The organism is Alteromonas sp. LOR, from assembly GCF_000753865.1.
GTDB lineage: Bacteria > Pseudomonadota > Gammaproteobacteria > Enterobacterales > Alteromonadaceae > Alteromonas.
Map to the genome: position 1 here is coordinate 1 of NZ_JQFW01000004.1, position 19795 is coordinate 19795.

16 protein-coding genes are annotated in these 19795 nt (G+C 45.2%); 10 read left to right on the forward strand and 6 right to left on the reverse strand.

The features are described from left to right. Positions 1 to 126: 126 nt before the first annotated feature. A complete protein-coding gene (locus JV36_RS0101735; RefSeq protein WP_032095114.1) occupies positions 127 to 1452 on the reverse strand; it encodes a spinster family MFS transporter in 1326 nt (441 codons plus the stop codon). A gap of 169 nt (positions 1453 to 1621) precedes the next feature. Between JV36_RS0101735 and JV36_RS0101740 the strand changes: the two genes are divergently transcribed. Then, entirely contained in the window at positions 1622 to 2437 is an 816-nt protein-coding gene (locus JV36_RS0101740) for an acyl-CoA thioesterase (RefSeq protein WP_032095113.1), read from the forward strand. 91 nt (positions 2438 to 2528) lie between these two features. Here the strand turns inward: JV36_RS0101740 and JV36_RS0101745 are convergent, their stop codons facing one another. Beyond that, the gene (locus JV36_RS0101745) at positions 2529 to 3374 is read right to left on the reverse strand and encodes an HDOD domain-containing protein (RefSeq protein WP_032095112.1); all 846 of its coding nucleotides are present in this window, start codon (positions 3372 to 3374) and stop codon (positions 2529 to 2531) included. Between the two features lie 447 nt (positions 3375 to 3821). Here JV36_RS0101745 and JV36_RS0101750 point away from each other — a divergent pair, with 447 nt between their 5' ends. After that, a complete protein-coding gene (locus JV36_RS0101750) occupies positions 3822 to 5153 on the forward strand; it encodes a glycosyltransferase family 4 protein (protein ID WP_032095111.1) in 1332 nt (443 codons plus the stop codon). A 62-nt stretch (positions 5154 to 5215) separates the two neighbouring features. Here JV36_RS0101750 and JV36_RS0101755 read toward each other — a convergent pair whose 3' ends face one another. Together JV36_RS0101755 and JV36_RS0101760 are read right to left on the reverse strand one after the other, a co-directional pair. After that, on the reverse strand, positions 5216 to 5662 hold the full coding sequence (locus tag JV36_RS0101755; RefSeq protein WP_200883128.1) for a SufE family protein: 447 nt from the start codon (positions 5660 to 5662) through the stop codon (positions 5216 to 5218). Positions 5663 to 5692: 30 nt separating this feature from the next. After that, positions 5693 to 6253 carry a DUF2750 domain-containing protein gene (locus JV36_RS0101760; protein ID WP_235207733.1) on the reverse strand — a complete coding sequence of 187 codons (561 nt, stop codon included), beginning with the start codon at positions 6251 to 6253 and terminating at the stop codon, positions 5693 to 5695. 159 nt (positions 6254 to 6412) lie between these two features. Between JV36_RS0101760 and JV36_RS0101765 the strand changes: the two genes are divergently transcribed. From JV36_RS0101765 to JV36_RS0101785, 5 genes are all read left to right on the forward strand, one after another. Then, entirely contained in the window at positions 6413 to 7105 is a 693-nt protein-coding gene (locus JV36_RS0101765; protein WP_032095110.1) for a hypothetical protein, read from the forward strand. Between the two features lie 197 nt (positions 7106 to 7302). Next, positions 7303 to 8109 carry an exodeoxyribonuclease III gene (gene xthA, locus JV36_RS0101770; RefSeq protein WP_032095109.1) on the forward strand — a complete coding sequence of 269 codons (807 nt, stop codon included), beginning with the start codon at positions 7303 to 7305 and terminating at the stop codon, positions 8107 to 8109. A gap of 89 nt (positions 8110 to 8198) precedes the next feature. After that, complete coding sequence (locus JV36_RS0101775) at positions 8199 to 8840, forward strand: energy-coupling factor ABC transporter permease (RefSeq protein WP_032095108.1); 642 nt, start codon at positions 8199 to 8201, stop codon at positions 8838 to 8840. A 108-nt stretch (positions 8841 to 8948) separates the two neighbouring features. After that, positions 8949 to 10127 carry an FIST signal transduction protein gene (locus JV36_RS0101780; RefSeq protein WP_032095107.1) on the forward strand — a complete coding sequence of 393 codons (1179 nt, stop codon included), beginning with the start codon at positions 8949 to 8951 and terminating at the stop codon, positions 10125 to 10127. A gap of 68 nt (positions 10128 to 10195) precedes the next feature. Next, a complete protein-coding gene (locus tag JV36_RS0101785; RefSeq protein ID WP_052010074.1) occupies positions 10196 to 11698 on the forward strand; it encodes a sensor histidine kinase in 1503 nt (500 codons plus the stop codon). A gap of 70 nt (positions 11699 to 11768) precedes the next feature. On the opposite strand, the gene JV36_RS0101790 is transcribed toward JV36_RS0101785, so the two are convergent. Then, complete coding sequence (locus JV36_RS0101790) at positions 11769 to 12332, reverse strand: phosphoribosyltransferase (RefSeq protein WP_032095106.1); 564 nt, start codon at positions 12330 to 12332, stop codon at positions 11769 to 11771. 157 nt (positions 12333 to 12489) lie between these two features. Beyond that, positions 12490 to 13722: a lipoprotein-releasing ABC transporter permease subunit gene (locus JV36_RS0101795; RefSeq protein WP_032095105.1), complete on the reverse strand. Its 1233-nt coding sequence runs from the start codon at positions 13720 to 13722 to the stop codon at positions 12490 to 12492. Between the two features lie 196 nt (positions 13723 to 13918). On the opposite strand from JV36_RS0101795, the gene JV36_RS0101800 reads away from it, so the two are divergent. The 3 genes from JV36_RS0101800 (at position 13919) to JV36_RS0101810 (ending at position 19785) form a co-directional block, all read left to right on the forward strand. Then, the gene (locus JV36_RS0101800; RefSeq protein ID WP_032095104.1) at positions 13919 to 14518 is read left to right on the forward strand and encodes a PilZ domain-containing protein; all 600 of its coding nucleotides are present in this window, start codon (positions 13919 to 13921) and stop codon (positions 14516 to 14518) included. A 70-nt stretch (positions 14519 to 14588) separates the two neighbouring features. Further along, positions 14589 to 18092: a transcription-repair coupling factor gene (mfd, locus tag JV36_RS0101805; protein ID WP_032095103.1), complete on the forward strand. Its 3504-nt coding sequence runs from the start codon at positions 14589 to 14591 to the stop codon at positions 18090 to 18092. A 1-nt stretch (position 18093) separates the two neighbouring features. Continuing rightward, positions 18094 to 19785 carry a CsiV family protein gene (locus JV36_RS0101810; protein WP_052010073.1) on the forward strand — a complete coding sequence of 564 codons (1692 nt, stop codon included), beginning with the start codon at positions 18094 to 18096 and terminating at the stop codon, positions 19783 to 19785. Positions 19786 to 19795 lie beyond the last annotated feature (10 nt).

Below are 19795 nucleotides of genomic sequence, written 5' to 3' on the forward strand. Positions count from 1 at the left end.
GAATGCTCATCGGATTTTTGCATCTATAAAAGATCGGTCAACCGATCGCTAAAATATTTCTTAACTGATCGGCATTAGCCTACAGCCCCTTAATCATACAGTATTGTGATCGTTGGCGAGATAGTACTATAACCCTCTCGATTCTGCCATTTCCCAGTCTTTTACAATCTTTGTGCTTGTCCACAAGAATACCGCAATTGACAATGCGTACGGTACAACGAGATAAAGCAGTGCTTGTCTTAATGCTTCCGTCTCACCTAGTGTTGGCACGAGGGCTTGACTGATGATACCGGTTAGCGTTGGTCCGCCACCAAGAGCAATAATGTTAAGCACGAAGAAGAACAAGGCGGTAGACATTGCTCGCACGTTGATAGGTGCTAGCGTCTGCGCCATTGCGAAGCTTGGGCCTAAATAGGAACCACTGGTGAACAAAAGAAGCGCCATCAATCCTACCGATAACCATAAATCTTGTACTTGTAAAGAGATGTAAAACGCGGGTAAACCCACAATAAGCATAATAGCTGGCAACAGAGCATAGGCTTTTTTATTGTGTTTGCCCCATCTATCAGCGATGTAGCCGCCTAACCATACGCCTAGTGCATAAGCAGTACCGTTAATGATGCCGAAGACTACCAGCAGTTGGGTAATGTCTAATCCAGCAAAGGCACGCACATAGTAATCAATGATCCAGGTCGAAATTGCGTAGTTACCGAAAGAGCCAAAGGAAATACCCAAGGCCATTCCCCACCACGTAGGAATTTTGAGCAACTGCTTCAACGACTTCTTAACGCTTGGCTTATTAGCACTTTCTGTTTGCGAAGGAGCGGTAACAGAGCGAGTGGGCTCTTTAACCGTAAATTTAAGCAGTAAGGCAAGCAAAACGCCAGGTATGCCTACGCTGTACATAACCGTTCGCCAATCGGCCGAGCCGCCTTGTAAGAAAAACGCCGAGGCAAAAAACGCGAGCATTATGCCAAACGGGATCCCCAGTGAGTAAATAGACAACGCACCTGCTCGTTTTTCTTTTGGGAACAAGTCAGAGATAATACTGTGCGACGGCGGGCTTCCGCCGGCTTCTCCAATACCTACCCCAATGCGAGCTATTGCCAACTGAACATAATTGCCTGCAAGCCCTGAAGCTGCCGTAAAACCGCTCCATAGGGTAAGTGAAATGGCAATGATGTTGACCCTGCTATATCGGTCGGCAAGCCAAGCGATAGGAATTCCCATCACGGTGTACAGCAAAGCAAAGTATATACCTTTGAGCCATCCTAATTGCGCATCATCAAGACCCAAGTCGGCTTTTATGAAGGGAGAGAGAATACCTATTATCTGACGGTCAATAAAATTGAATGCATAGACAAGTGTGAGAATAAAGAGTACGTAGTTGCGGTAACTTCGAGATACACCCGCTTCTTGTGCGGGTAAACCTTCAACGCTTGTGTGGGCCATAACAGTCCTTTTAAATGAAGATAGGACAGTCTAGGCATGAGGTAAATTATTTGGCAACTAATTGTTACTTATTTGTAAACATAACGAAAATTTGTAACTGAGGCTTTTTGTTCCATACGGCTTAGGGTAGGATATTTAGCCTAAGACTCATCAGACCAGATAGGCAGTTATGACAGTAGATGAACTGTTAGATATCCCTTCCCTAACCCAAACTTCTGAAAATACCTGGAAGGTAGAAAACCTTGTTATTCCGAAAACATGGGGACAAGGTAGAACCGCATTCGGCGGTATTTCGGCAGGCATGTTGTACACCGCGGTAAAGCAACAGATTACCGATGACAGGGTATTACGCTCATTCACCACCAACTTTGTTGGACCTCTCATGCTCGACACGCCCTTTTCAATTGAAGTTACCTTGTTGAGAATGGGAAAAAACGTGTCTCAATACACAGCGCACGCAATGCAAGATGGTAAAAGCTGTGTGTTTTCTCAAGCGTGTTTTGGCATTGGCCGAGAATCAGGCATACGGGTTGAAAATACCGAAACGCATCAGATGTCTACGCCTAACAAAGCGAAGTTTATTCCTCAAATTCCTAAAATAACGCCGAAGTTTTTACGCTATTTCGATCTAGCGATAGAAGATGGCGGTATTCCGTTTACTCGCAAGAAAACCAGCATTTATCACGGGTTTATGCGCTTTAAGCAGCCACCAGCGCAAATAACTGACGCTCATATCATCACAATGATCGATGCTTGGCCACCTACGCTACTGCAAATGATGAAGCTCCCTGCCCCAGCAAGTACCGTAAGCTGGAACTTAGAGTTTATTCATCCGCATAAACCAGTATCACCCAGTGATTGGTTTGCCTATAAGGCACATACACGTCAAGCTGCAGATGGGTATGGGCACACAGAGGCAACCATTTGGGACAAAGATAACGAGGTTATTGCAATAAGCAGACAGACTGTGGCGGTGTTCGACTAGTCTTTTGGCACCAAGCTTTTTTAACACCTGAGGTTTGGCGCCTGAGATTTAAGGGCCAGCGCCATGCTGGCCGCTGTTGTTTCTCACAACCTCAATAAAGCATAAATGCGTTGGGGTTAAACAACGATATTACTGAAATACACTGAAGATTGGTGATATCTAAGGCATCCTCCAAGTCGTCTCTTTTCAATGTCAGTTGCTCGTGCAGCTCTGGTTTTAAATTATGATAGCTAGGGTAAATTTCAGGATTGACATTATCCAGTGACAGAACGTAAGAAAGTTGAAGTATGCGGTTTGAGTCTGATTGCGGCTCATCTTGTACATTATGAATGTTCGCTATTGGCTCTGAAATACTATCTGGTATACCCCATTTCTTTATAAGGCCAGCAGACACTTGGCTGTACGTATAGCCTAACACGCCGTACTGAAGTTCAGCAGGTGTAACCTGCTGGCTAAAGTTTAAACAGCGCTTGGCGGCATCTGGCAATGTAGACACTACAACAAGCTCGCCGATATTGTGCAGTAATCCTGCAACAAAAAATCGCTCAGGCTCTCTAATCCCTTTAATTTCAGCAAAATATTTCGCTAGCAATCCGCAGGATACGCTGTGCTCCCAAAATTTATCTAAATCAATAATTTGGGCATCGACTTTGCCGAATGCTTGACTCACGCCATAGGCTAATGCGAGGTCGTAGGTTGAGCGTGTACCAACCACTTGGACCGCTCTGGTTACCGTATCTATCTTGTTAGGGAATTGATACAGCGCAGAGTTTGCTACACGCAACAGCTGCGTGGCTAAGGACGGGTCGAAAGCGATAATCTCACTGATGTCATCTATGCTTGACGCTTCATCATCCATACAGCTTTTCAAGCGTAATACTGAATCTGGCAATACGAATAAGTCTTCGGCGGTCGAAACTAATTCATCTATGTTCATGTGTGCACTCACTCCAATGCAACCAATGTGGTGTTTGTGTTGTTAGAGAGGTCCGATTCTCGGTCAATACTGTAGGTATAGGCGTATTTATCTTGCTGGTCAACAGACGCCGCATCATCAAAAAGTATGATTTCTTTTTATATCAAAAGCTTAAAATTACAAAAATAGACTAAAAGATAAAGCGCTCTGCTAAATAAGTTAATACCTTTCACAGACTTAGCAAAGCGTATTGCGTTCATTATAGCGCTGTACGAGCTTAAATACTTTCCAATCCTCTTTGATTAATACTTTTTTATAAAAAGAAGCGTTTTCCCCTACTCTTTTTGTTCAACCCACTTTGATGCAGCAGTGACGAGCTTATACGCCTCGTTCAGCCCTGTAATTCTCAACATCACCTGATTGTTTTGGTATAGTCCGCGCACATTCGTTGTAAGAAGAAATTTTAATATGCTTAACATAGTGGTGATTGGTTACGTATGGCCTGAGCCTAATTCGTCTGCTGCGGGGCAGAACATGCTTTCGTTGATAAGACAACATTGCGACGCTGGCAATAAAGTAACCTTTCTTACCGCTGCTGCCGACAGTATTCACAAGGCTGATCTGGCAAAACTTGATGTTACAAGCGAGGCGATTGCCCTTAACTGCAGCAGTTTCGATGAACGTATTCGTGAAATAAGCCCAGACGTGGTTATCTTTGACCGCTACATGACAGAAGAACAATTTTCCTGGCGGGTAAAAGACGCATGCCCACATGCATTGAGAGTGTTGAATACGGAAGACTTACATAGCCTTCGACAGGCGCGTCACGATGCGGTAAAAAGCTCAGGTGACGCATCTAATGCACAGCTCAACACTGAGCTAGCGCTACGAGAAATTGCCTCTATTTTGCGTAGCGACTTAACGTTGGTTATTTCACAATATGAAAAGCAATTGCTGGAAAACCACTACAACGTGCCGCGTGCTCAACTTCGATTACATCCCCTTTTTGTTGAGGACGCATCCACAAGCACATTAGACTACTCACAGCGTCAACACTTTGTGCACATTGGTAACTTTCGTCATGCGCCAAATTGGGACGCTGTGCTGCAGTTAAAGCAGCATATTTGGCCAGCTATTCGCAAAAGAATTCCTGATGCCCAACTACACATTTACGGCGCCTATCTGCCGAAGAAAGCCTCTCAACTACACAACGTTGCACAAGGGTTTATTGTAAAAGGCTGGGCAGATAATGCAGAGGAAGTGATTTCAAGCGCTCGCGTCCTCATCGCTCCCATTCGATTTGGCGCAGGTATTAAAGGAAAACTGCTTGATGCCATGCGTACACACACCCCCAGCGTGACTACTTGGCTAGGCTCCGAAGGTATAAGCTCGGAAGGTATAAGCTCAGAAGATATAAGCTCGGAAGATAAAAGCTCAAAAGGCGATTTGCTAGATACACACACCAAGAACGAAAAAGAAGTAACGCCAATATCTACCCAGTGGCCGGGCGCTATTTGCTCACCCATTATGGATAAGACTGCTGTCGATAACTTTGTTGAGCATGCAGTATCACTTTATCAAAACGAAGCAAAGTGGCAGAAAGCGAGCTTGCAGTGCGAAGAGATGCTTAAGGCTTACAGAGCACAGGCTGACGACATGACGCTACCTGAACAGCTGCAGTTGCTATTCAACGGGCTAAAAACCCATCGAGAATCGCTCTTTTTACAAAGCTTGCTGTGGCACCAGAGTTTGAATGCGACAAAGTATATGTCGCAGTGGATAGAAGAAAAGAATAAATAGCGGGCTATAGCGTAAAGGCCTAGATTAAAGAGATTAAAAAGAATAAAAGAGGGTTAAGGGATTTAAAGCTCTTTTAATTGGTGCACCACTGATTTTATTCCGTTTCCTCGAGACTCGCTCATGTAACGCTGCAGCTGGCACTCATTTAAGTAAGCCCCAAAATCAAAATTAGCGCGCTCTTGGTGTTCTAAACTATTGGCTTTTTCAAGCAGAACCGCGAGCACGCCTCGAATGACTTTACTGGGTGAATAGGCGACAAATTTGGTGTTGAGCCCAGCGCGCTCACTGCTCTCCCTGCTCTCCCTGCTCTCGCTGTTCTCAGTATCAAGTAACGCCAACCACACCGGGCTCTCACAGCCCTCTACTGAGTTAGCATCGCGCTGCAAATGCTCAGGCATTGCCGGTAATTTTTTACCTGCAAGCATTATGGTTCGAGTAAACTCATCCCAACTTTTAGCCTGTGATAGCTGCTGTGCAAGAGGAAGTAATTGCATATTCGCCAGTGTCATTTCTTTAAACCCGCTTCACTGTTTAGTTAACTACTTACTTTCGTCATCACCGAGCTCTGAAGTTTTATCCTCACTTGGCTGATCATTTAGCTCTGAGCCTAGTTCTTCACTCAGCTCTGACGCCGTCATCACCAAGTTTTCTACGTCGCTTTGCGTTGGAAACATAACCAGTTCAACGCCATTTGTTTCCAGACCAGGCAGCCATGTAGATACAAATTCGTTTAACGGCCTGCTAACACACATACCGTCAAGGCCATTTGACGTAACAAAGGCATTCGCCAAGTCGCGATGGGGGAAAATAGGAAGACGCACTGCACCATCATCTTCAAGCATCACGAAACCTTCAGAGCCTTGTACTAACCACACCTCTTTGGCTTTACTCACATAACTGATAACCAACATCTGTCTTTCTTCTGCAGACAACTTCATTGCTTGGTCTATTACTGTATCACTTAATTTTTCACTAATAGTATTTGGAAACACGGCGGTTCTCGTCTTAAAATTTTCGGCAAGTATACCTGTGCCAGTTGTGTGTGCAACGGCAATTAGACCAATGTTGAGATGCCGCTTTTCAAACGTCTGTGATACCATTTACACGTGGTCTATTTATGACAGCATTTACGGCGTTTTACCAAATCGTTTTGTTTGTCTCTAGTCAGGTATCTTTAACGTGCTTTTAAGTGTTATCCGAGTCTAAATAAATTGCCCAGAACACATACAAATGATGAGACAGGACAAAAGATTACCTCCATGCACAAACTATTTACGGCGTTAAAACAAGATACCCTCGATAAACACACCACATTAGAAGAAACGCCCCCTTTTTCGGTATTTCACAACCTATCCGAGTTTAATATTTCAACGTATAGCGATGTTCTTAGCGTAATGTCAGTATTTCATAGCACGACATCGTCTCATGTTTCAAAAGCGCTAAACGAAACACCGAGTCTTAATAGGCTTGCAGAGATGTTAAACACTGATGAAGTTTCTGCTGCACTACATCGCGATACCAACGCATTGCATTGTAATTTTGCCAAAAGCTTTGATACTGAGACAAACGCTGATACTCAGACAAACGTTGAGACTCAGGCACTAACTAGCCAAAACCTAGATAGTCAGACAGTCAATGCGCTTGAGAACCAACTCAGCTTTAGCGGGCAAAACTCAGCGGCTATCGCAGCTATATATGTGTGGCTAGGCTCTTCCATGGGAGCCAACATGATTAGCAGACGTCTTGAAAAGCTCAATAACGATATTCCAACAGCGTATTATTCAGCAATGGCAGGATGCGCTAAAGCGTGGGTCCCGTTTAAGCAAACCGCTGAACATATATTGGCTGAATTAAAGCTTGATGATGACAAGGGTATTCGAGATATTGTGGAAGATGCAAACTCGTGGTTTTCATTTTTAATCTCCCTAGGCAAGGCCCAGACAGGTAAGTAAGCCCTGAATCCCTCTTTTTATTCTCCAACGTATAAATTATCTTAATCAACCCTCTCTGCTTGTTGGTATATTATTCTTTAAGAATTTATAAATAGCGGCAAGCGCCGAACAATAGCGCCAATATGCAACAAGCCCGTTAAGCGTGTCGCAAGTTTCTGGTATTCTAAGCCCATCATTGAATTGTTAGAAAAGAAAATATGAAAGTTGTATCGTTTAACATAAATGGGATCCGTGCCCGTCTTCATCAGCTGCAAGCATTAATAGATGCTCACCAACCCGACGTTATTGGTTTGCAGGAAATAAAGGTTCACGATGAACAGTTTCCTGTGAAAGCTGTTGAGGACATGGGGTATGAGGTCTTTTTTCACGGCCAAAAAAGCCATTATGGTGTGGCCTTCTTAGCGAAAAAATCGCCAACGGCTGTCATCAAGGGCTTCCCTACAGACGATGAAGATGCCCAACGCCGCATGATAATTCTCAAAACCACCGACGATGCAGGCGACCCCGTTACCATTTTGAACGGATACTTTCCGCAGGGTGAGAATCAAAAGCACGAAACCAAATACCCCGCTAAGAAAAAATATTATCAAGATTTAATGACCTACCTTAACGACAACCATACGCCTGACGAGAAAGTGATTGTTATGGGAGACGTTAACGTGTCGCACACCGATTTAGACATTGGTATTGGCGAAGAAAACAAAAAGCGCTGGTTAAGAACGGGAAAATGTAGCTTCCTACCAGAAGAGCGTGAGTGGCTAAATACACTTATGTCTTGGGGTTTTGAGGACAGTTACCGAAGCCTAAACCCACAAAGAGACGATGAGTATTCGTGGTTCGACTACCGCTCTAAAGGGTTTAACGATAACCGCGGCTTGCGAATAGATTTGATCCTTGCTACGCCATCGTTACACAGCGCGCTTAAAGACGCAGGTATAGATTACGAATTACGGGGAATTGAAAAGCCCTCTGATCACGCCCCCATTTGGGCAACGTATGAGTAAATTAGTGACTCATACTCATTGGTAAACGTTAAACGCTCTTAAGTGCACAAACGCGTAGCGCTTAGATAACATTACACGCAGGAGAAACAGTGAGTACATTGCAAACGTTGGCGATGGTTGTTTACGGGCTTTTTGTTTTAGGCTCGCTTAAAAATATAGACCTCGTTCATTTCGCAAAGACTAAACATCAGCAACATCTGGTGTTTGGTACTGCTGCTGCACTTTTTGTGCTGTGGTTGCTAAAGGCAGGTATCTTTGAAGGGTTAGACGTACACTTCCTTGGCCTGTCTGTACTCACGCTCATGCTCGGCTTTCGCTACGCGGTTATTTCATCTTTTATTGCACTTATTGGCGCTCACATCATTGGATACGCAACCTGGCAGAGTTTTGGGGTAAATGGCCTGCTCGGCACCGTACTTCCCATCGCCGTTACGTACTTTTTCTTTATGCTGTCGTTTCACCGTATTCCAAGGCAGCTCTTTGTTTACATATTTGTATGCGCTTTTTTCCCAGCCGCAGTGGGTATTGCGCTAAAAACCTTTGCCTTAGGCGGTTATTTCTTTATTGAAGGCGTCTACTCCTGGGATATTGTTTTCTCAAACTACGTGGTGCTTATTCCACTGCTTATTTTTCCTGAGGCATTGCTTAACGGCATGGCAATTACTTTACTTGTTATTTATCAGCCCACATGGGTTTATACCTTCCACGATAAGTTTTACCTCGATAACTGAGAATAGATAAACATGCTCTGGCAGCCGAATATCTATAACTAATTGTTAATGAGATTTTAATTATTTTTAATCTACACTATGTCTAACAGCCATTAAGTAGTTAATTTTATGCGCATAAAAACCTATTCATCAGATGAAAAAGACACAGTAGCGGCCGCAAAAGAAGTGTGCGATGCACTTCAAAACGATGGACCAACCTCATTAGTGATTGCGTTTACTAATGCAGAGCACGATGCCAATTCCCTGGTAGCGTCACTCAACGAATCTGGCGCCCCTTATCTATTGGCCACCTCGTGCTTGGGAAGCTTATTGTGCGATGAGTCACGCGCACAGGCAGACTCAGGTTTAAGTGTGCTGTCAATTTTTGATGAAGCTGGCGCATTTGGTGTTGGAAGCGCCGATTGCTCAGAAACTGACGCCTTTAGTGCAGGTGCTAGCGCCCTTGAGAATGCGCTTATGAGTGCAGGCCGTCCGTTTGAAAGCCCCTCTCTTATATGGTGCGCGCTTCCACCCGGTGAGGAAGAAGCCATACTCAATGGTTTTACCAGCGTTGTAGGCGAGCAAGTACCTATTTTTGGCGGCTCGGCCGCAGACAATACCGTAGAGGGCAACTGGTATATCAGTACGTCATCACACAGCGGCGCCAATTGCTTAGCAGTGGCAGTGATGTATCCTTCCTCGCCGCTAGGGCTTAGCTACAGCTCGGGTTACAAACCAACTGAAACCGTTTTTAAAGCGTCGAGTGCGCAAAACAGGCACATACTAGAGCTTGATGGCGTGCCTGCTGCAAAGGCGTATAACGAGGCTACAAATGGGTTGATAGCTAAAGAATTGGCTGGAGGTCAAATTCTAGGACTTACCTCTACAGTCCCATTAGGCAAGCCAGTGCAGCTAGAAAATGGCGCACTCAATTATCTTTTGTGTCACCCCGATGAGGTATGTAACGATGGCGGCCTTAACGTGTTCTCTGAGGTTATTGAAGGGGAAGAACTGGTGTTGATGGAAGGAAGCATTGCTAGTTTAACGGCGCGAGCAGAGCGGGTTATCAACAATGCCATCATGCTACTGCCAGATGATAGCAAGCCTGTTGGCGTGCTGTTGGTCTACTGTGCAGGCTGTCGATTAACGGTTGGCGATGAAATTCACCCCATGCTGACATCCCTTCAAGAAAAATTTGAGAGCCTGCCTATTTGCGGCACTTACACCTTCGGTGAACAAGGTCGATTTTTAGACGGTAAAAGCCGGCATGGTAATTTAATGATATCAGCGGTCGTTTTTTCTCAATGAACGCTTTTCTTGATAATAGGTTTTTTAGCCTGGGTTTTTTAATAACCGTTTTTAATGGCAGCGTTTAGATGAGTAAGGATTACGAAAACGTTCTTGAAGACTTAGCCCTGGTTTATCGGCTGAAAGAGCAGGCAGAAGCCCACAAAAAAGAAAGTGATGCGCTGCTCGCTGGCACACGGGCTTTGCTTACTGCAAGAAACGAACAAGAGCTGTATACCAAAATGTTTGGTATTTTTCGCAGCCTTTACAGTTACGACGTTTGCTTTGTATTAGAAAACGACAGCAAAGGCAAAATGCGCTGCACCAATACCACACACCCTGCGTTATTAGATACCATGTGGGACGTGGACGAAACACTTTCTCGGGCCATAAAAAGCTCTCCAGTGGCGCTTTTTAATGTAAAGCTACAGCCAACATGGCGCGAGCACCTTCACCTTTTTGATACTCCAGTAACCTCTGCATTACTGTGCCCATTTAGAGTGCACCACCAGCAGGCGGTTATGGTGTTTTGTCATCAAACCTTGGGATTCTATACCCAAGAGTATGTGGATATGGCAAACCGCTACCGCACCTTTACTCAACAAATGTCTATGAGCGTTCAGGCCAAACTAATGGCCCTTGAAACCATTAAATTAAAAGAAGAAAAAGCCCAAGTTGAAAAGAGCCTCATCTCATCAGAAAAGATGGCGTCTCTTGGCCTGTTAGCCGCGGGTGTCGCCCACGAAATTAATAACCCCATCGCGTTTGTAAATAGCAACATGATGTTTATTAAAGAGATATTACCGTCGTTAACAAGCATGCAAGATATTGTGCAAGAGCTTGCGGAGGCCGCAACTGATGAAGAGCGCGCTGCTGTGGCTGAAAAAGCGAAGCAGTGGACAAGCAACAACAAAATAGGCCCCATTGTGGATGAAATTGCAGATATCTGTGAGGAGTCTGGAGAAGGGTTAAATCGCGTTACTGAAATTATCACTAGCCTGCGCTCATTTTCACACAGCTCAGATGTGTTAGACGACGATACCGTCAATATAAACGACTGCATCACTAACGGCCTTAGACTGGTTAATAGCGAACTTAAACACAAAGTGACCATCAATACCGAGCTTGCAGATATCCCCTTAATTCGGGGGAAAACCGGTAAAGTAAATCAGGTGTTAGTGAACTTGTTCGTTAACGCAGCGCAGGCTATGGACAACGGCGACACGCTTACCGTTTCAACACAATGCGACTATCTAGATGATAATGAAATAGTGATAGTGACCGTGCAAGACACAGGTAGTGGTATTGAAAAAGACGATTTAGAAAAACTATTCGACCCCTTTTATACAACAAAACCCACAGGCAAAGGCACAGGTCTGGGCCTATATATTTCGTTTTCAATCATCGAATCTATGGGCGGAAAAATAGAGGTAAGTAGCGAAGTCAATGTAGGCACTACCTTCACGCTTCAACTTCCTGTTGCAAACGGTGATAGTGAAACTGGTGATAGTGAAACTGGCGATATTGAAACCGGTAATATTAAAACCGACAATGGCAATGCTGATAGCGCTAACACTAATAAAGCGCCTTAAACAAAAAAGCCGCATCGATGTAATGATCAATACGGCTTTGGTATTTACTAAAAAGCAGAATGTTGACGCTTTATTTCTTGAAAAGAATATCCATCACTTCAGACAACTCGCCTTTCCCAGCACGAATTTCTTCTTCCGATAAACCTGCAATCTCATGCGGGAACACAAGCCATTCGTCACTTTCGTTAATATGGTAGTCAGGCACTATGTCTGTTTTGTTGTTTTGCGGCTTGTACCAAGGACAGGCAATGCGAATGTCTGTAGGTGTGTTTAAACGCATCAGCTTGTTGATTTGTTTAATCAGTGCATCAACGCTGCGACCTGAATCAAACACATCATCAACAATAAGAAGCTTGTCGCCCGCATTGGCTTTTTCTACTAAGTAGTGCAAACCATGCACACGAATTTCTTTTGCCTGCTGATTAATGCCGTAATAAGACGACGTGCGCACGGCAATGTGATCGGTTGACGTATCTTTGAATTCAAAGAACTCCTGCACGGCGATACCTATCGGTGCACCACCACGCCAAATACCTATAATAAAATCTGGACGGAAACCATCGTCATATACCTTTGCAGCTAAACGAAAGGAGTCCTGTAATAGGGATTGCGAAGTGATAAAATTCTTGTTCATAACGTCTCATTCGGCGAAATTTAAAAGACCGCGAGTATAGTGAACTTCACGGTGTTTTGCACGGAAAACTCGGTTTATTCCTGTGTGACTTACTTAACCACACACGGTTTCTTTCGATTTGTTATTCACTTACTTTGCTGGAGGCTTGGTCAGTAAGTCATTCATTTTGCAGCACTTGAGAAGGCTGGGTTTTCATGGCCTTGAAGGCAGGGTAAATACTGGCCAATACGCATAGCAACACAGAAATACCGGTTATGCTGACAATTTGCATGATGTCCATGTCAATTGGCAGCCCGCTTCCATCGGCCGCCAGAGCAAGTGGAGAGTTAACCAGCGCTAACACGTTATTAAGCTGACTGGTTATAATACAACCCAAGACTAGTCCAATTCCCGCGCCTTTAATTCCGTTAAACAGGCCATTTAAGACAAAAATCCACATGACCGTTTTAGGCATCATGCCTTGGGTTTGCAATACGGCAATATCGCCCTGTTTTTCAGACACCACCATCACAAGGGCAGAGATAATATTAAACGCCGCCACTGCAATAATAAGCAGCAGCATTAACATCATCATGTTCTTTTCCATTTTTACCGCATCAAACAAAGGCCCTTGCCGCTCTCGCCATGTCTTTATATAGGCAATATCAATACCCAATTCATTTTGCAGAGTATTAACCGTGGTTAAATAATCGAATGCGTCGTTTAAAAACAGCCGTACCGATTCGCCCTGCCCTTTAGTGTCGCGAAGCAAGCGATTAACGTCGTTGATATTCATGTACATCACTTTATCGTCCATTTGCGAGCCCATATCAAAAACCCCTGATACTGTTACCAGGCGTTGGCTCGGCATTCTGCCAAATGGAGTATAAACGCTAGCACCGGCTACCATGATGCGAAGTCGATTGCCTACGCGCACATCTAACTTTTGCGCTAATGCCCGACCTATGATGACTCTAAAGCTTCCCGCTTCTAAATCGGTAAAACGTCCCTGCTCCATGTTGTTCGCTACCATGGTGTGTTGCTTCATTTGGTCAGGATGAATTCCGTGAACCTGCACACCTCTTAAATCTCGCTTAGACTGCACCACCGCTTCCGTTTCTCGGTACGGCATAACCGCAATCACATCATTAATGGGCGATGTTGCGAGCGCGCTCTTTATACCGTTTGCGGCTTCTGAGGTTATTTCAATATGGGGAACAATGCCTAAAATACGCTGTTTAAGCTGCCCTTCTAAGCCATTCATTACCGACACAACAATGATGAGCGCCGTAAGCCCTAAGGCAATACCTGCAACTGAAAAGCGATTGATAAAAGACACAAAGCTGGTTTGGTTGGCCTTGCTAGATTTGGCATATCGATAGGCTATTGATGCTGAGAGAGGATAGGACATGGCGCCTTGCTTTAAAAAAAGAAATTAACGTCTCGCACCCCATTGGCGTGGCCACCTCTTTAGCGTGGTCTCCCATTAGCGAGGACCAGGCTTTAATTAGTCAAAAGGTGAGATGACGAGATACACCCAAAATAGTAAAGTGGGTATACTACGTGTAAGCTACTGGCTGCACAAGAATTAGTGGCAGGGGAATGTCGTGAGTAAACTTAGCCTAGATGAAAAGAAAGCCCAATTCGACGAATACTTTTCAATTGCCTCTGGCATTAACGTCAATGTTAGGCCGCTAGAGGACAATGAAGCCGTTCCAGATGAAGAAGGTATTGAAGAAGCAATGCCCTATGCATTTCGTATTGCTAGTGAAATGGCAACCATCGAGGCGCAGGCAATTAGGCCACTACGCAATTTAGGCGATCACGCCGAATCGTTAGCCGACTTTCTTAACCATCAATCTAGAAAAATAGATCTTATGATGTCTTTTGTGCTGCATCAGCAAGACGAAGAAGCGCAGCGCTATCGCTCAGTAAAATATGGAGGCGGAGGCGTTATTATTGAGTCAGCATCGCCGTTAGACATTGGCACCACCGCTGAACTAAAACTTTTTCTAGACGCCGAAGCGGCAGCCATATTCTGCTACGGTGAAGTTATTACTTGCGAGAGCGTGGAAGATAGCTACCATATAGCCTTTATTTTCAGTGCCATTAGAGAGCAAGATCAAGAATTACTGGTGCGAGCTAGCCTGCATGTTCAAACCCAGCAGCTTAGAAAACGCGCGAAAGAGAAAAAATCTGGATCCTAATTGGCACCATAAGCAGTACTCATTGCCATCTTACATTGGTATAAATTGTATTAAACAGTTATAGGACGTCATGACAGCCACCTTATTATCGCTGCCTCTTCCGGCGCAGAAGAAAGACGCATCGTCTCAGGATCATAAGCAATGGGGGCAATTACAGGGTAGCAGTACTGCGCTTTGTATTAGCCAAGCTCAGGAACAGTACAACGGCCCAATAGTGCTGATTACTGCCGATACGCCATCGGCGATGAAGTTAGAAAAAGAACTCGCGTTCTTTATGGCAAACAAGCCCTCGGCCAAAGATGTCCCTATTACGTTATTTCCTGATTGGGAAACCCTGCCCTACGACTCATTTTCTCCTCATCAAGACATTGTTTCTCAGCGATTAGAAACCCTATTTAGATTTACCCAGCAAGTTGACGGTATTTTTATTGTTCCCGTTAACACCTTGATGCAGCGTCTGGCGCCTACAGATTATCTCGCCAAATATCTATTAATGCTAAATAAAGGCGAAACCCTAGACAGAGATCAGTTCAGACGCAATTTAGAGCAGGCCGGCTACTTACACGTTAGCCAGGTAATGAGTCACAGCGAATTTTCGGTGCGCGGCAGCATCATAGACCTATTCCCAATGGGTAGTGAACAGCCGTTTAGAATAGATTTATTCGATGACGAAATAGACTCTATTCGCTATTTCGACACTGAAACCCAGCGCTCGGGCGATGCCGTTGATAAGATTCGCCTGCTCCCTGCTCGTGAATTTCCAACGGACAAAGACGCGATCACGCTGTTTCGACAGCAGTTTCTTGAAAAGTTTGATGCCAACAACGCCTCAGAGAGTATTTTCTCTCAAGTGAGTAAAGGCACCATGCCTAGCGGCGTAGAATATTACTTACCGCTGTTTTTCGAAAAAACGGCCACGCTATTCGATTACCTTCACCCTAAAAGCATGCTACTGCTTCATGGCGATGTGCAAGATGCCAGTGAGTTTTTCTGGGCCGATGTAAAAGAGCGTTACGAACAATACCGGTATAACCTAGCTCGCCCATTGCTAGCACCCGATGATTTATTTCTGCCTATTAATGAATTGTTTGGCCAAATAAAGCAGTGGCCTCGCGCCTCTATGCGCAGTGAAGTACTAGAAGATAAAGCGGGCAGCACTAATATGCTGTGCGAAAAACTAGACGACATTGCCATTAACTCGCAGAAAAAAGTGCCTGCCGAACGCTTAATTGCCACCGTTAATGAGGCAACCAAGCAAGGCGCAAAAGTACTGTTTTGCGCAGAAACTCAAGGCCGACGTGAAGGCTTAATGACCGTACTGGCAAAAGCAGGCATTAAGCCTAAGCCAGCTAACTCATTTAACGAATTTCTGTCAAATCACGATGCCATTGGCATTACCGTAGGCTTGGTAGAACATAGCTTTCGTTGGAAAAGCAAAGAAGGCGAGCTGCTTTTTATTACTGAAACCGAGCTTCTCGGGCACAAGGTAAGTCAGCGCCGTCTGCGCGATAAGCGCACTGCAACCGACGAAAGCGCCATTATACGCAACCTAGCTGAGCTGTCTGTTGGGCAACCGGTGGTGCACCTCGACCACGGTGTTGGCCGTTACCTTGGCATGCAAACCCTCGATGCCGGTGGCGTCACTACCGAATATTTATGTATTGAGTATGCTAAACAGTCGAAGCTGTACGTACCCGTTGCCTCGCTGCATTTAATTTCTCGCTACACTGGCGGCGATGCGGATAGCGCCCCGGTTAACTACCTGGGCTCTGATGCATGGTCGCGAGCCAAGCAAAAAGCCGCTGAAAAAGTGCGCGATGTAGCCGCCGAGCTTCTCGATGTGTATGCCCGCCGCGCCGCTAAACCGGGCTTTGCTTACAACATAAACTGGGATGACTACCAAAAATTCTCTGATAGCTTCCCCTTTGAAGAAACACCAGATCAAGCACAGGCCATTGCCGCTGTAATGTATGATATGGGCAACCCATTAGCCATGGACCGTTTAGTGTGTGGTGACGTGGGCTTTGGTAAAACAGAAGTGGCTATGCGAGCAGCCTTCTTGGCGGCCAACCACGGTAAGCAAGTGGCTATTTTGGTGCCTACTACCCTACTTGCTCAACAGCACTATGAAAACTTTAAAGACCGTTTTGCCGACTGGGCCTTTGAAATAGAAGTCATGAGCCGCTTTGTAAGCGGTAAAGCACAAAAAGACGTCACCCAGCGCATTGGCGAAGGCAAGGTCGATATTGTGGTGGGAACTCACAAACTGCTATCAAGCGATATAAAATACAAAGACTTGGGCTTAGTCATTATCGATGAGGAGCACCGGTTCGGCGTTCGTCAAAAAGAAAAGCTAAAATCGCTTCGCGCCGATGTGGATATACTCACCCTTACCGCCACCCCTATTCCCCGCACGCTGAATATGGCACTTTCTGGCATGCGCGATTTGTCTATTATTGCTACACCGCCAGCCCGACGTCTTTCCATAAAAACCTTTGTGCAACAGCGTAATAAAGCCACTATTCGCGAAGCCATTATGCGTGAAATTTTACGGGGTGGTCAGGTTTACTTCCTGCACAATGAGGTAGACAGTATTGCGCGCACCGCCGAGGAAATAGCTGAAATTGTGCCTGAAGCCCGTATTGCCGTAGGTCATGGGCAAATGCGCGAACGGGACTTGGAAGGCGTAATGAGCGACTTCTATCACCAGCGTTATAATGTACTGGTGTGTACTACCATTATCGAAACCGGTATAGATGTGCCAAGTGCTAACACCATTATTATGGATAGAGCCGATCACTTAGGCTTAGCGCAGCTGCATCAGTTACGGGGCCGAGTGGGTCGCTCTCACCACCAGGCTTACGCATACTTGTTAACGCCGCATCCTAAGCGTATGACCAAAGACGCCGGCAAGCGCCTAGACGCCATTGCGCAGTTAGAAGATTTGGGTGCGGGTTTTGCACTCGCGACTCACGATTTGGAAATTCGCGGTGCAGGTGAGTTGCTTGGCGACGATCAGTCTGGGCAAATAGCGAGCATTGGTTTCAGTCTTTACATGGATATGCTGGATAAAGCAGTAAATGCGTTAAAAGATGGCAGAGAGCCGTCGCTTGACGATGCGTTGTCTGGGCACACCGAAGTAGAATTGCGAATTCCAGCGCTACTGCCAGAAGATTACATTGCCGATGTAAATACTCGACTGTCGCTTTATAAGCGTCTTGCCAGCTGCATGACCCAGGATGATATTGACGAGTTCCAAGTGGAATGTATCGACCGCTTTGGTCTTTTGCCAGAGCCTGCTAAAAACCTCGTGGATGTGGCTGAAATAAAGATAAGAGCCGCCGCTATAGGCATACTTAAAGTGGACTTGTCTGCTACAGGCGGTACCATGGAGTTTAAAGAGACCACCACGGTTAACCCTGCCTACATTATTAAGCAGGTTCAAACCAAGCCAAACACCTTTAAGTTTGAAGGTAGCCAAAAGCTTCGCTTGGTGAAGAAAACCGAAACAGCTAAAGAGCGCATTGCGTTTATTAGCGATATCATTGCCGATTTTGCAAAGGAGTCGCGATAACATGACGTTATTTCGCAGGTGCACATTAACTGCTGTGTTGGCCGCTTTTATAGCTTCATCGTTGTTGGCCAAAGCAAATGCCAACGACGACTGGTGGTTTGATGTAGAGGTTATCGCATTTAAACGCAACAAGGCACTGACTGAGCTAGAAGAGCAGTTTAATTTGGCTGAGTCTTTCGCGGTCCCCCAGAGTGAAGCGGATGTGATCAGTGCGGTAATAATGCCTGACATTCGATTCATCAAGCAAAACTTGGCCACTTGCGATGTCAACCGCTTGCCGAAAAAGAAGCCCTTACCTGCCTGGCCCAACGACCTGAGTTTGCTTGTACCCGCTTTTGATACTGACTTTTTAGCATTAAATACGCCTAACGCGCTTAACGAACTCGCGCTTAATCAGACAAGCCAGCTTGATAACTCAGCTTATGTCGAAAGCAAAGGGTCGTCAGAATCTACTGGCAATGCTTTTGATGAAGATGATAAAAGCCGCGATTTTGAAGGCACTGTTCTTGAAGAGACGACTTATAACGGCAGCGACGTTGAAGGGACTGACTTTAAAGAGAATGACTTTGAAACAAAGAGTGAGCGTAGTGAGCCTACTGGCGATGCCCTAGCACCTTCTCTAGAAACCATTACATCGTATTGGGTAGACGCAAATTGGACTGATTTTTTTGGTACTCACTCAACGCCAACAGTCACAACACCTCAATTTACCTACTGTGAAACCGAGAAGCCTTGGCTTAGCGTTAACCAACAACCCAATGGTATTAAGTGGGTGCGACATAGCGTTGATAACAGTATGCCTGCGCCAGCACAGCTTCCCGTTGTTATAGAAGGCAATGACTGGCCATTAGCAACAAAAACTCACTTGCTATCTAGCGATCTGCAAGAACTAACCTCTATCTCTCGTCAAATACGCTCTAATCGCCAGTTAGAGCGCCTGCTACATGTAGCGTGGCGACAGCCGGTTAAGTTTGGCAAAAGTAAGGCGTTTAACGTGCGTCTCTTTGGTGGCACTAATTACGCAAGTCGCTTTAATAAAGATGGCGAACAAATTCAAGATAAACGCCCTGCAGTTACCGACACCACAGACACGATGCAAGCATCGAAAGAAGCAACAATAGGTGTTATCAATGAGGATGAACAGACGGCCATCGTTAGCGACGCTTTTTTCACGTCGCTAGAGCAGCGTTTGTCACAACCAGAGCCTGTCTCGTTTAAAACCCTCCAGCGCTTAGAAACAGAGGGCGATTTAAGCGACGAGACCACAAACGATAGTGGTGCTTTCCGCGAGCCTATTTGGGAAATTGATGGCCGAATGAAGGTATTTCTCAAATACATTAACCGAGTGCCCTACCTACATATCGACAGTGAGATGTTTTATCGACATCAGGTACCTACACAGTATTTCACTGCTAGCGACCTCAGCACAGAGCTTGCTTCATCAAACAGTGGCGCATTTGTGAATGATGAAGGTGAAAACAGCGTATTGGAAAATAGCTTATCAGAGACCAGCGCGCAAACAGTAGAATATCAGCTAGTATCCATACCTCTTGCCGAGCAACGCCGCGTGATCAGTAAGCAACTGCACTATTTTGACCATCCGCTGTATGGATTTATTGTACAAATTCGTCGCTATGAGCGCCCTTTACAGGCCGATACACAAAACGACAAACAAAACGACACCCAAAAATAGGATTGCTGTT

What these genes read in the sequence shown, in the direction of transcription:
- JV36_RS0101790 (WP_032095106.1), bottom strand. Translation starts at nt 12,332, where the DNA reads ATGAACAAGAATTTTATCACTTCGCAATCCCTATTACAGGACTCCTTT.
- JV36_RS0101735 (WP_032095114.1), bottom strand. Translation starts at nt 1,452, where the DNA reads ATGGCCCACACAAGCGTTGAAGGTTTACCCGCACAAGAAGCGGGTGTA.
- JV36_RS0101750 (WP_032095111.1), top strand. Translation starts at nt 3,822, where the DNA reads ATGCTTAACATAGTGGTGATTGGTTACGTATGGCCTGAGCCTAATTCG.
- JV36_RS0101760 (WP_235207733.1), bottom strand. Translation starts at nt 6,253, where the DNA reads ATGGTATCACAGACGTTTGAAAAGCGGCATCTCAACATTGGTCTAATT.
- JV36_RS0101810 (WP_052010073.1), top strand. Translation starts at nt 18,094, where the DNA reads ATGACGTTATTTCGCAGGTGCACATTAACTGCTGTGTTGGCCGCTTTT.
- JV36_RS0101745 (WP_032095112.1), bottom strand. Translation starts at nt 3,374, where the DNA reads ATGAACATAGATGAATTAGTTTCGACCGCCGAAGACTTATTCGTATTG.
- JV36_RS0101785 (WP_052010074.1), top strand. Translation starts at nt 10,196, where the DNA reads ATGAGTAAGGATTACGAAAACGTTCTTGAAGACTTAGCCCTGGTTTAT.
- JV36_RS0101755 (WP_200883128.1), bottom strand. Translation starts at nt 5,662, where the DNA reads ATGACACTGGCGAATATGCAATTACTTCCTCTTGCACAGCAGCTATCA.
- JV36_RS0101740 (WP_032095113.1), top strand. Translation starts at nt 1,622, where the DNA reads ATGACAGTAGATGAACTGTTAGATATCCCTTCCCTAACCCAAACTTCT.
- xthA (WP_032095109.1), top strand. Translation starts at nt 7,303, where the DNA reads ATGAAAGTTGTATCGTTTAACATAAATGGGATCCGTGCCCGTCTTCAT.
- JV36_RS0101765 (WP_032095110.1), top strand. Translation starts at nt 6,413, where the DNA reads ATGCACAAACTATTTACGGCGTTAAAACAAGATACCCTCGATAAACAC.
- JV36_RS0101780 (WP_032095107.1), top strand. Translation starts at nt 8,949, where the DNA reads ATGCGCATAAAAACCTATTCATCAGATGAAAAAGACACAGTAGCGGCC.
- mfd (WP_032095103.1), top strand. Translation starts at nt 14,589, where the DNA reads ATGACAGCCACCTTATTATCGCTGCCTCTTCCGGCGCAGAAGAAAGAC.
- JV36_RS0101795 (WP_032095105.1), bottom strand. Translation starts at nt 13,722, where the DNA reads ATGTCCTATCCTCTCTCAGCATCAATAGCCTATCGATATGCCAAATCT.